The sequence below is a fragment of the Dactylosporangium darangshiense genome (assembly GCF_039537565.1).
GTDB lineage: Bacteria > Actinomycetota > Actinomycetes > Mycobacteriales > Micromonosporaceae > Dactylosporangium > Dactylosporangium darangshiense.
Genome location: NZ_BAABAT010000017.1, coordinates 61,135 through 73,106, shown reverse-complemented (window position 1 = coordinate 73,106; position 11,972 = coordinate 61,135). Strand labels below are relative to the sequence as shown.

The 11,972-nt window shown below is 73.1% G+C and carries 10 protein-coding genes and 1 pseudogene; 5 read left to right on the top strand and 6 right to left on the bottom strand.

The annotated features are described in order from the left end of the window. Positions 1-17 precede the first annotated feature (17 nt). Complete coding sequence (thiO, locus tag ABD901_RS28490) at positions 18-1,058, bottom strand: glycine oxidase ThiO (protein ID WP_345131057.1); 1,041 nt, start codon at positions 1,056-1,058, stop codon at positions 18-20. Beyond that, positions 1,055-1,663 carry a thiamine phosphate synthase gene (thiE, locus tag ABD901_RS28485; RefSeq protein ID WP_345131056.1) on the bottom strand — a complete coding sequence of 203 codons (609 nt, stop codon included), beginning with the start codon at positions 1,661-1,663 and terminating at the stop codon, positions 1,055-1,057. The genes thiO and thiE overlap by 4 nt, the downstream gene beginning before the upstream one ends. Positions 1,664-1,681: 18 nt before the next feature. On the opposite strand from thiE, the gene ABD901_RS28480 reads away from it, so the two are divergent. Then, a complete protein-coding gene (locus ABD901_RS28480; RefSeq protein WP_345131055.1) occupies positions 1,682-2,659 on the top strand; it encodes an aldo/keto reductase in 978 nt (325 codons plus the stop codon). A 62-nt stretch (positions 2,660-2,721) separates the two neighbouring features. On the opposite strand, the gene ABD901_RS28475 is transcribed toward ABD901_RS28480, so the two are convergent. Further along, positions 2,722-3,141, bottom strand: coding sequence for a hypothetical protein (locus tag ABD901_RS28475; RefSeq protein WP_345131053.1), 420 nt, complete (start codon positions 3,139-3,141; stop codon positions 2,722-2,724). Positions 3,142-3,328: 187 nt separating this feature from the next. On the opposite strand from ABD901_RS28475, the gene ABD901_RS28470 reads away from it, so the two are divergent. From ABD901_RS28470 to ABD901_RS28460, 3 genes are read left to right on the top strand one after another with little or no spacing between them, the layout of a single operon-like run. Beyond that, entirely contained in the window at positions 3,329-3,691 is a 363-nt protein-coding gene (locus ABD901_RS28470) for a hypothetical protein (protein ID WP_345131052.1), read from the top strand. After that, positions 3,684-4,115: a hypothetical protein gene (locus ABD901_RS28465; protein WP_345131051.1), complete on the top strand. Its 432-nt coding sequence runs from the start codon at positions 3,684-3,686 to the stop codon at positions 4,113-4,115. Before ABD901_RS28470 ends, ABD901_RS28465 begins: the two co-directional genes overlap by 8 nt. 19 nt (positions 4,116-4,134) lie before the next feature. Further along, complete coding sequence (locus tag ABD901_RS28460) at positions 4,135-4,947, top strand: hypothetical protein (protein WP_345131050.1); 813 nt, start codon at positions 4,135-4,137, stop codon at positions 4,945-4,947. Here the strand turns inward: ABD901_RS28460 and ABD901_RS28455 are convergent. From ABD901_RS28455 to ABD901_RS28445, 3 genes and pseudogenes are all read right to left on the bottom strand, one after another. Beyond that, a complete protein-coding gene (locus ABD901_RS28455; RefSeq protein ID WP_345131048.1) occupies positions 4,944-8,297 on the bottom strand; it encodes an error-prone DNA polymerase in 3,354 nt (1,117 codons plus the stop codon). The genes ABD901_RS28460 and ABD901_RS28455 overlap by 4 nt on opposite strands. Further along, positions 8,297-9,970 carry a DNA polymerase Y family protein gene (locus ABD901_RS28450; RefSeq protein ID WP_345131046.1) on the bottom strand — a complete coding sequence of 558 codons (1,674 nt, stop codon included), beginning with the start codon at positions 9,968-9,970 and terminating at the stop codon, positions 8,297-8,299. The genes ABD901_RS28455 and ABD901_RS28450 overlap by 1 nt, the downstream gene beginning before the upstream one ends. 114 nt (positions 9,971-10,084) lie before the next feature. After that, positions 10,085-10,813: pseudogene (locus ABD901_RS28445) on the bottom strand (hypothetical protein); the annotation flags it as partial. A 694-nt stretch (positions 10,814-11,507) separates the two neighbouring features. Here ABD901_RS28445 and ABD901_RS28440 point away from each other — a divergent pair. Further along, positions 11,508-11,963: a hypothetical protein gene (locus ABD901_RS28440; RefSeq protein ID WP_345131041.1), complete on the top strand. Its 456-nt coding sequence runs from the start codon at positions 11,508-11,510 to the stop codon at positions 11,961-11,963. Positions 11,964-11,972 lie beyond the last annotated feature (9 nt).

The window sequence follows — 11,972 nt, the reverse complement described above, 5'->3', positions numbered from 1 at the left end:
TAACGCCGCGGCCGGGCTCAGGTAAAGCGACCCGCCCCGAAGGGGGTAACGTCCACGCTGGTCGTTCCCCTGGTGACCAGGTCGGCGATGACCTCGCCGGTGACCGGGGCCAGCAGCACGCCGTTGCGGTGGTGGCCGGTCGCCACGAGGACGCGGTCCCCGTCCAGCCGGCCCAGGACCGGGGCGTTGTCCGGCGTGCCGGGCCGCAGGCCGGCCAGGGTCTCGGCCAGCGCGAGCTCGGCGACGCCGGGCACCAGGTCGGCCGCCGGGCGGAGCAGGTCGAGCACGCCGCCGGCGGTCACCGTCGTGTCCGCGCCGCGCTCCTCCTCGGTGGCGCCGATGACCAGTTCGCCGTCGGCGCGCGGGACGAGGTACACGTGACGGCCGCTCGCAACACCGCGGATCACGTGCGTGAGCAGCGGTTCGGGCCCGCGCAGCCGCAGCAGCTGGCCCTTCACCGGCCGGACGGGCAGGCCGGTCAGCGACGCCGAGCCGGCGCCGGTGGCGATGATGATCACATCCTCCCGCAGCGTGGACAGCTCGTCGATCTTGTGCGGCGCGAACCGCAGCGGCAGGCTCCGCAGGGCGCCCAGCAGCCGGCGCGGGTCGACCTGGTGGTCGCCGGGCGCGAACGCGCCGCCGCGGACCCGCGGTGAGAGCAGCGGCTCGCGCTCGCGCAGCTGCCGGCCGGTGAGCGGCTCGATCGGCGTTCCGGCGCGGCGGTAGTACCCCACCAGCCGGTCGATCTCGGCCTGGTCGTCGCCGGTGAGCGCGACGAGGAGCGTCCCTTCGGCGCGGTACGCCAGGTCGTGCCCGGTGCGCGCCTCGACCCGCCCGGCGAAGGACGCCCAGCGCCCCATCGACTCGAGCATGAGCGCCTGCAGCGCCTCCTCGCCGTAGTTGGACTCGGCGGTCGGCGCGAGCATGCCGGCCGCGACCTGCCCGGCGCCGGCGCTCGGGTCCGGGTCGTAGACGGTGATGTCCTCGACGCCGCGCTCCAGCAGCTCGAACGCGATCGACAGCCCGATGACGCCGCCGCCGATGATCCCGACGCTCATCGCACGAACTCCGCCGCCGCCGCGAAGGGGTCGGCCGCGCCGCTGACCGCGCCGACCACGGCCACCGCGTGCGCGCCGGCCGCGTAGAGCTCGCCCGCCCGGTCCGCGGTGACGCCGCCGATCGCCACCACGGGTACCGACACTGCTTGCGCAACGGCCCGGATCCCGGCCGGCCCGATCGCGTCCGGCAGCCCGGACTTCGTCGTGGTCGCGAACGCCGGCCCAACGCCCAGGTAGGAGGCCCCGTCGGCGACCGCGCGCCGCGCGGTCTGCGGGTCGCGCGCGGTCGCGCCGAGGATCGCGTCCGGCCCGAGGATGCGCCGGGCCGCGGCCACGGGCAGGTCGTCGGCGCCGACGTGCCCGCCGTCGGCACCGGCGGCGAGCGCGATGTGCAGCCGGTCGTTGACCAGGCAGGTGCGGCCCAGCTCGCGGCACATCGCCAGCACCCTGACGGTCAGCTCGTAGGCCTCGCGGTCGGTGACGTGGTCCTCGGGCCGCACCTGGATCACGTCGAAGCCGGCGCGCAGCGCGGCCGCCACGATGTCCAGCGGATTCCGGCCGGGCCGGGTGTCGGTCACGAGATGCAGTCGTCCGAACGTAGGCACCGCGATAGTTTTTCAGACATGAAACAGGTGCGACTCGGCCGGACCGGCCTCCAGGTTTCCGAAATCTGTCTTGGCATGATGAGCTACGGCGACCCCGCCCAGCGCCCGTGGGCCCTCGAGGAGGCGGAGGCCGACCCGTTCGTCAAGCGCGCCGTCGAGGCCGGAATCACGTTCTTCGACACCGCCGACGTGTACTCGCTCGGCGCCAGCGAGGTGATCACCGGCCGGCTGCTCGCGAAGTACTTCGCCCGCCGCGACGACTACGTGCTGGCCACGAAGGTCCACGGCAGGATGGGCGACGCGCCCAACGACGGCGGCCTGTCCCGCAAGCACATCCTGGCCGGCATCGACAACTCGCTGCGCCGCCTCGGCACCGACTACGTGGACCTCTACCAGATCCACCGCTGGGACCCGAACACCCCGATCGAGGAGACGATGGAGGCACTGCACGACGTCGTCCGCTCCGGCAAGGCCCGCTACATCGGCGCGTCGAGCATGTACGCCTGGCAGTTCGCGAAGGCCCAGTACATCGCCGCGAGCCACGGCTGGACCCCGTTCGTGTCCATGCAGAACCACTACAACCTCGTGTACCGCGAGGAGGAGCGCGAGATGCTCCCGCTCTGCGCGGACCAGGGCATCGGCGTCATCCCGTGGAGCCCGCTGGCCCGCGGTCTGCTGGCCGGCAACCGCGGCCGCGGCGGCGAGCGCCGCACGACCCGCGCCAACAACGACCCGTTCGGCGACAGCCTCTACACCGAGGACGACTTCGCCGTGGTCGACGTCAACGCCGAGGTCGCGGCGGAGCGCGGCGTCACCCCGGCCCAGACCGCCCTGGCGTGGCTGCTGTCCAAGCCCATCGTGACCGCCCCGATCGTCGGCGCCACGAAGCTCAACCACCTCGACGACGCGATCGCCGCCACGGAGCTCACCCTGGACGAGAAGGAGATCGAGCGCCTCGAGGCCCCCTACGTCCCGCACGCCATCTCCGGCCACTAACTAGTCCGCAGACGCGAAGGGGCCCGGCCGATCCATTCGGCCGGGCCCTCTGCGAAGCTGGGTCAGTTGGACGCGACGCCGAGGCCGGCGTCGCCGCCGTGGAACTCGGTGCCCTCGGCGAAGGTGGCGTCGAAGCGCTGCTGCAGCGCGTCGAGCTCACCGAACTCGGCCTGGTGCGAGTTCTCCGAGCCCTCGGCCGCGAAGACGTGGTCGTCGACCGACGCGTCGTGGCTGTAGTTGGTGTAGTCGTCCGACTCGAAGTGCTGGGCCGGGGCCTGGTCGTACTCGACGTGGTGGCCCTGCGAGAAGTCGGTCGACTCCGCGGCGTGGTGGTCCTGCTCGTACTGACCGAACTGGCTGTTGTAGTCAGCCTCCGAGCCGTGGGCCTGGTGGAGCTGGTCGAGACCATCGTGCTCCTGGCCCGACTCGAAGTGGCCGTAGTCGACGTCGTGGCCGCTGTCGCCGGCGTCGAAGTCGCTCATGCTGTCCCCTTGGTCGTCGTTGCGTTGCGTTGAACGGTAAGGCCACCGTCCCGTGGAAATATCCCGGAAACGTGCCAGTGGCGGGTAGCCGACAAAAAGTGAACCACGCTCATCGGCAGGGACGCGTCAGCCGGGTGGCCGAGGCCCGCGGCGGGCGCCCCGGGCTCGCGGGGTTACGCTGGCCGCCGTGATCGGGCCGCTGGCAGTCGCCACCCACGTGCTGTCGCTGGCGCTCGCCGCCTGGGCGTTCGTGGAGTTCTTCCGGCAGCGCGAGCCGAGCCGGGCGCTCTTCGCCGGCGTGTGGGGCGTCGAGGCGCTGGTGCTCGTGCAGGTCGTGGTGCTCGCGGTCAAGCTGGCGGGCGGGCAGGACCCGGCCGGCGGCGACCTGGTCACGCTCATCGGGTACCTGCTCACCGCCGTTCTGCTGCCCCCGGCCGGCATCGTGCTGGCCCGCATGGAGCCGACCAAGTGGGGCTCGCTGCTCATCGGCGCGGCGGCGGTCATCGTGCCGGTGCTCATCCTGCGACTCGGACAGATCTGGAATGGCTGAAACGAAACCCCTCAACCGAGGCTTCGGCCGCGTGCTCGTCTTCATCTACGGCGTCTTCGCGCTGTCGGCCAGCGCCCGCGCCGGCGTGCAGATCAGCACCAAGTTCGACGAGGCGCCGCTGGCGTACTCGCTGTCGGCCCTCGCCGCGCTCGTCTACATCGTCGCGACGGTCGCCCTGGCCCGCTCCAGCGCCGCCTCCCGCCGCGTCGCGCTCGCCGCGGTCGGGTTCGAGCTGATCGGCGTGCTCGCCGTCGGCACGGTCAGCCTGGTCGACGCCGGCGCGTTCCCGGACGCCACCGTCTGGTCGGACTTCGGCCAGGGATACGGATACGTACCCCTGGTGCTCCCGTTCGTCGGCCTGTTCTGGCTTTGGCGTACCTCCCGACGCGAACCCGTCGCGGAGGCGACTGCGCCGAGGGATTGACGTCCCCCACCATTCGCGCATGACCACATCCCGCGGCCCGGCCATCGTGCTGTACCTGGTGGCCGCCCTCGAAGGCGTCCTCGGCGTCGGCTTCCTCTCCGCCGGCACCGCCGGCGTCGTCCCCGAGGCGAGCATGACCTTCTCGATCGTCGGCACTGTGCTCATCCTCGGCGCCGTGCTGCTGTTCATGCTCGGCATGCGCTTCGCCCGCCGCGCGGCCATGGCCCGCTACCTGCGCGAGCGGGGCGTGCTGGGCACCGCGCAGGTGCTCGGCGCCCGCCAGACCGGCGTGACGCTCAACGACCAGCCGCAGGTCGCCCTCGACCTGCGGATCACCGCGCCCGGCCACGGCACCTACGACGCGAGCATCAAGGAGTTCGTGCCGTTCATCGCGCTCGGCATGCTGGGCAGCGGCCGGCCGCTGTCGGTGCGGGTCGACGCGCAGGACCGGCAGCGGATCCTCGTCGACTGGGAGTTCGTGCCGTCGGCCAGCGCCGACGAGATCCGCCGCGCGGTGGCCACCCCGGCGCCGGTCGACCCCGCCGAGGCGGCCCGGGCCAAGGCACAGATCCTGGCCACGGGCGTGCCGGGCACGGTGCGCGTGCTGTCCGCCGAGTTCGCCGGCAGCCTCGACGAGCAGGGCCGCCCGGTGTACTCCGCCCAGCTGCACATCCAGGTCGAGGGCCGCGCCCCGGTCGCCGGCCCAGCCGTGTTCGCCGTGCCGCTGGAGCGCGTCTCGGTCATGCAGCCCGGCGGCGTGATCCCGATCAAGGCCGACCCCTACGACCCGCAGAAGTTCGCCGCCGACTGGGACCGCCTGCCGGCCTCCTAACGGAAGTCGCGGGAGGGCGAGCGGATCGGCAGGCTCAGCACCGCGAGGTGATCGGCCCGCAGGTTGAGCACCCCTTCCGCCTTCTCGAGGATCCCCCGCACGATCATGGCGTTCGCCGTCCGGGCGACTTTGCGGTGCCGCTGCCAGAGCCCCGGCGTGCAGGTCACGTTGAGCATGCCGGTCTCGTCCTCGAGGTTGATGAACGTCACCCCACCGGCCGTGGCAGGGCGCTGCCGGTGGGTGACGATCCCGCCGACCGACACGCGCCGGCCCTCGGGCGCCTCTCGCAGCGCCTCGACCGACAGGGCGCCGATCGTGTCGAGGTAGGGGCGGGCGAACTGAGCGGGGTGCGCGTCCGGCGCCAGGCCGGTCGCCCACACGTCGGCGACCATGCGCTCCACGGCGTCCATGCCGGGCAGCATCGGCGCCTGCGTGCCGCCGGTCGTGCCGGGCAGCCGCCCCGCCGTCTCCTGCGCCGCCGCGCCGGCCGCCCACAGCGCCTCCCGCCGGGTCAGCCCGAGGCAGGCGAACGCGTCCGCGGTCGCGAGCGCCTCCAGGTGCGTCGCCGACAGCCCGGCCCGCCGCGCGAGGTCGCTCATCGAGGCATACGGCCCGCCGCTGCGCCTCTCCTCCTCGATGCGCTCGGCGACCTTGTCGCCCAGCGAGCGGACCGCCTTGAGCCCCAGCCGCACCGCCGGCCCGCCGCGGCCCCACTCGCTCGGCTTGTCGGATGTGCCCGATGTTTCGGATGTTTCGGCTAACGTCGCCGCCGCCGCACTGGCGTTGATGTCCGGGCGCAACACCGTGACGCCGTGCCGGCGGGCGTCGTCGACCAGGGACTGCGGCGAGTAGAAGCCCATCGGCTGGGCGTTGAGCAGCGCCGCGCAGAACGCCGCCGGGTGGTAGCGCTTGAGCCAGGCGCTGGCATACACCAGATAGGCGAAGCTCATCGCGTGGCTCTCCGGGAAGCCGTAGTTGGCGAACGCGGCCAGCTTGTCGAACAGCTCCTCGGCCAGGGCGCCGGTGATCCCGTTCTTCGCCATGCCGGCGAACAGGCGGGTGCGGATCGCGGTCATCCGATCCATCGAGCGCTTCGAGCCCATGGCCCGGCGCAGCTCGTCGGACTCGGCCGGCGTGAACCCGGCAACATCGATGGCCATCTGCATGAGCTGCTCCTGGAAGAGCGGGACGCCGAGCGTCTTCTTCAGGGACGGCTCCAGCAAAGCATGGGGGTACGACACTTTTTCGAGGCCGTTCTTGCGCCGGATGTACGGGTGGACCGAGCCGCCCTGGATCGGGCCGGGCCGGATCAGCGCGACCTCGACGACGAGGTCGTAGAACGTGCGCGGCTTGAGCCGCGGCAGGGTCGCCATCTGGGCACGGCTCTCCACCTGGAACACCCCGACGGAGTCGGCCCGGCAGAGCATGTCGTACACCTCGGTGTCGTCCAGCGGCATGTGCGCGATGTCCAGCTCCGAGTCGATCATCTCGAACGCGTACCGCAGTGCCGAGAGCATGCCGAGCCCGAGCAGGTCGAACTTCACCAGCCCGACGGAGGCGCAGTCGTCCTTGTCCCACTGCAGCACGGTGCGCTTCTCCATCCGGGCGTGCTCGACCGGGCACACCTCGATCACCGGCCGGTCGCAGATGACCATGCCGCCGGAGTGGATGCCCAGGTGCCGCGGGAACGAGAGCAGGTCGCCCGCGAAGTCCACGACCGGCGCCGGGATCTCCTCGAGCTCGGCGGTGGCCATCGAGCCCCAGCGCTCGACCTGCTTGCTCCACGCGTCCTGCTGCCCCGGCGAGTGCCCGAACGCCTTGGCCATGTCGCGGACCGCGGACTTGGGGCGGTACGAGATGACGTTGGCGACCTGTGCGGTGAACGTGCGCCCGTACTTGCCGTAGACGTGCTGGATGACCTCCTCGCGGCGGTCCGACTCGATGTCGATGTCGATGTCCGGCGGCCCGTCGCGCTCCGGCGACAGGAACCGCTCGAACAGCAGCCCCCACCGCACCGCGTCCACGTTGGTGATCTTCAGGGCGTAGCACACCGCCGAGTTGGCCGCCGACCCGCGCCCCTGGCAGTAGATGCCGTTGTCGCGGCAGAACGTGACGATGTCGTGCACCACCAGGAAGTACCCGGGGAAGTCCAGCTCCTCGATCAGCGCCAGCTCGTGTTCGAGCTGCTCGTGGGCCTTCTGGTTGCCGGGGTACCGCTCCGCCGCGCCCTGCGCCGTCAGGTGCCGCAGCCACTGCATCTCCGACACGCCCGGCACGGGCACCGGGTACGCCGGCAGGTTCGGCGCCACCAGCTGCAGGTCGAAGGCCAGTTCGGCGCCGAGGGCGGCGGCCCGCGGTACCGCATCCGGGAAGGCCGCGAACCGGGCGGCCATCTCCGCGCCGCTGCGCAGGTGCGCGGTCCCGGCCGCGGGCAGCCAGCCGTCGATCTCGTCGAGGCTGCGCCGGGCCCGCACGGCGGCGAGCGCGGTGGCCAGCCGGCGGCGCCCCGGCGCGGCGTAGTGCACGTTGTTCGTCGCCACGACCGCGAGCCGCCGCTCGAGCGCGAGGTCGGCGAGCGCGTCGTTGCGCTCGTCGTCGAGCGGGTCGCCGTGCGAGGTCAGCTCGACGGCCACCGACTCGCCCCCGAACAGCGCGACGAGCCGGTCCAGCTCCGCGCGCGCCGCGTCCACCCCCGCCGACAGCAGCGCCGCCGGCACGTGCCCCTTGCGGCACCCGGTCAGCACCATGACGTGGTCGCGCAGCGCCGCCGCGGCCTCCTCCAGGTCGTACACCGGCCGGCCCTTCTCCCCGCCGCGCAGGTGCGCCTCGCTGATCGTGCGCGACAGCCGGGCGTAGCCTTCGGGCCCCCGCGCCAGCAGCAGCAGGTGCCGCCCGAGCGGGTCCGGCTCGCCGTTCTGCGGCCCCGGCAGCCCCAGCGACAGCTCCGCGCCGAACACGGTGCGCATCTCCAGCGCCCGCGCCGCCTCGGCGAAGCGCACCACGCCGTAGAACCCGTCGTGGTCGGTGATCGCGACCGCGGACAGCCCCATCCGGGCCGCCGTCTCGACCAGCTCCTCGGGGTGGCTCGCCCCGTCGAGGAAGCTGAAGTTGCTGTGGCAGTGCAGCTCGGCGTAGGGCACGGCGTCGACGGGCCGCTCCAGTGGCGGCGCCGAGTACTCCGCGCGCTTGCGGGTCCAGGCCGGCGAGTCGCCGCCGTCGCCGTGATCGGCGGACAGGACGTCCGGGTGGTAGTCGGGCCCGGGCGTCTCCCAGCTCTTGCCGTCGCGCTTGCGGCCGGAGAGCCTCCGCTCCAGCTCGGACCACGGGACGTCGGGGTTGTTGAATCCCATCAGTCGTACAGCGCTTCCATGAACCAGGTTCCGTTCTGCAGTACCGCCAAATAGGCCCGGTCATCGGCCAGCTGCAGCTGGAACCGGGCCGCCCGCCACGACTCGCCGTCGGCCCACCAGCGCTCGTCGACGGGCCAGGGCCCGGCCCAGCCGACGATCCCGACCGGGTGCTCTTCCGTGCCGATTCGAGCCTTCGCTGGTACCCCGCTGAGCTCCAGCCGCCCGCCGACGCGCACGATCCGCCCGTCGGCGTCGAGCACCTCGGCCGGGATCGGTTCGACGTACACGGTGGCCGGGCTGGGCCCCGGCAGCCGACCCGGCCAGGGCGCCTCGACCCCTTGCGCGACCCGCTCGTCCCCCCAGGCCACGAGCCGGATGCGGCTGCGGTCGGCGCGCCCGCCGTCGAGCACCGCGGTGAGCACGGCGTCGGGTCCGAGCAGGCCTTGTACCCGCGTGAACGCCCGGTGCGCCCGGTCGCGCTCCTCGCCGGCCTCTCCCCACAGTCCCGGTTGCAGCCCGAGGTGCTCGACCACGCCTTCGGGTATGAGCCGCAGGCGGGTGATGCCCGCCGTAGGCGCGGCGTTTTGCCCATGCTTGTACAGCTCGGTGTGTTGCCCGCGCTTGTACGGCTCGGCGTTTTGCCCACGCTTGTACGGCTCGATGTTTTGTCCGGGCTCGTGCGGCTCGGCGTTTTGCCCGGGCTCGTACGGCTCGGAGTTTTGTCCTGATTTGCGCCCTCGGAGCCAGCCGTCGAGCTGCCAGCGCAGCCGGTCGGCGATGGCGTTCACGCTCAGCAGCCCGTCGTGGCGCCAGGTGCGCACCAGTTCCTCGCCGGTCTCGGTGACCGCCTCGATCGCGAGCCGCGTGCAGGCCAGCCCGTGCGACCCGAGCCGGTCGTGCAGCCGTTCGGCGAGCGCCCGGGCCGCGAACGCCGCCGCGTCGACCCGCTCGATCGGCTCGTCGAACGTCTCGGCCACGTCCAGGTCCGCCGGCGGCTTCCGCGGCGCCAAGGGCCGCTCGTCGCGCCCGCCGGCGAGCCGGTGCGCGAGCGCCGCGTCGAACCCGAACCGGTCCAGCACGTCGGCACCCGGCAGCGCCGCGAACTCCCCGAGCGTGTGAATCCCGAGCCGCCGCAGCAGGTCGACCAGCCCCGGCCGCCCGAGCGCCGAGATGCTCAGCTCCGACAGGAAGCCGGCGGTCTCCCCGTCCGGCACGACCACTCCCGCCCGCGCCGCCAGCCCTGCCGCGAACGTCCCGTCGGCGATGCCCACCTGCGCCTCGACGTCACACTGCTGCGCGATCTGCTCGACGATGCGCTCGGCCGCCACGGTCTCGCCCCCGTAGTACCGCGCGGGCCCGCGCGCCGCGAGCGCACAGGCCCCCGGCCGCAGCGCCTCGACCCCCGAGGCGATCGCCTCGACGGCCGCGAGCACCGGCTCGAACGCCCGCATGTCCCGCCCCGGATCGTGCTCGAGCACGATGAGATGCGGACACCGCCCTTGCGCCTCACGCTTGCGCAGCCCGCGCCGCACCCCTTCCTCCCGCGCCGCCGGCGAGGCCACGAGCACCCGGTTGGCGTGCATGACCGCCACCGCTTCGTGCGCCGGGTACCCGTCGACGATCTCGGCCGCGATCACCGGCCAGTCAGGGCACCACACCACGATCGTCCGCACGCTCTGTCACCCCACCCTGCGCAACCGCTGCTCTTTCACGACCGGCGTCTCTTTCGCGGCCGGCTTCACCTGGTCTGCTTGGTTCGCCTGGTCTGCTTGGTTCGCGCGGCCTTCTCGCTTTGCGTCGATTGCCGGTTTCATGGCGGAGTCGGGCACAGCGCGAAGGGACGGCGGCGAGCCGGGCACTCCAGACGGCAGCGCCCTGGTGACCGGCGGCAGAACCCCTTCCACCGCGGGCAGCCACAGCGTCACCTCGCGCGGCGCGGCGGCGGCCCCTCGCCCGCGGGCCTGGATGGTCATCTCGCGACTGCGCAACCGCCCTCGCCCCGCCCCGAGCCCGCCCCAGACCCCGCGCACCGCCGCAACGGTGAGATCGGCCCCGGCCCAGGCCCCCGCCGGCATGAGCACGCTCCCCCGCTGCCGCGCCCTGGCGGCCAGCCGCCCGGCGACCACGGGCGCAACCGGCCCAGGCGGCGCGGCAACGACGATGTCGACCCCGTCGAGCAGCGCCGCGACGATGGTGGTCCACTCGGTACCCGGATACGGCACCAGCGCCAGCCGATCGAGCGCGATCCCCATCTCGGCCGCGGCGATCGGACTGAGCGCCGGCAGCCCTACCACCGCACACCACGACCCGGCCCGCGAGGCCGCCGCAAGGAGCGCAAGCAGCACCGACGAGGTGTGCACCGCGATCGTCGCCCCGCGCCGCAGCCCACCCCCCGGCAGCAGCGCCCGCAGCCCGGAGAGCACCGGCAGCGCCCGCGCGCTCCCCACTTCACCGGCGGCATGCTCGCCCCCGGTGCGCACAACCCCACCCAGCCCGGCGGCCCGCACCACCTGCAGCCCTGCGGCCCGCCGAGCCGCGCTCCCACCCGCACCCCGCTCGACCAGCGCAAGGACGGACTCAACCGCGCCCGCCCGCACCGCCCCACCACGCTGCCCACCTCGTTCGTGCGCAGCGGTACGACCGGGGCGCCCTCCGACGACGGCGACCGATGCCCAGTCGTCGTCCTCGTGAGGCACATCGTCGTACGCCTCGTCATAGAACTCGGCGGCCGCCGAAGCCGACATGCCAGCCACGGCACCTGCTCCCCCACTGTCGCGCCATCCGCCCCCGCGTCATCCACCACGGGAGATAAATGCTGATAAATACGGTCAAATCGCCCAGATACGACGCCCTCCATCGCGGGAAGAACCTCGATCCGGCCTTCAGGCGACGGCAAGGCCACCCGAAGGTCGGATCCCCCAGGACCCGACAGCCCGGAACACCCCACCAGCGAACGCATGAACCCCGAACGCATGAGGGCCCCCGGCAATCGGAGCATTTGCGGCACCGCCACAGACCCGCCCCGGCAACCTCACCCCCGCAGGCAGCATTTTCTTTCCACGATCACGCCGTTTTGCGCCTGCTCGGACCCGGTTTTTCATCAACGTGGAGAGAAAACGCCGCCGGAGCCTTCGACCGCACCCCAGCGATGCGACACCGCACCCCACAGGCGCGGCGGCAATGAGCGCGGCGGCGGGCAACGACGCCGGCATGACGACGGCCGACGCGAGCACGAACGCAGAAGCCGGCCCGACGGGCACGGACGCAGCCACGGGCGCAGCGGCCAGCGCGGGCACGGCGACGAGCGCAACGGCGGCCAGCGCGGATGACGGCGGGGCCGCAGCCAGGGCGGGGGACGCGGCGACGAGCGCAACGGCAGGCAGCGCGAGCGCCGGCACAGAGGCCGACCCGACAGGCGCGGACGCGGCGGCGAGCGACGACACCGTGACGGCGGCCGACGCGGGCGCGGCGATGAGCACGGCGGCGGGCGCAACCGCGGCGGCGGGCGACGCGGGTAACGGCGCAGGGGCCAGCCCGACGGGCGCGGCGATGGACGCGGCGGCGGGGGGCGGGGGCGCGGGTGGGGTGAGGGGCGTGGTCGTGGGCATCGGGGCGCGGGAAACGGTGGGCACCGGTGGCGGTGGCTGCTGGTGGCGGCGGGCGTAGGCGCGGGGC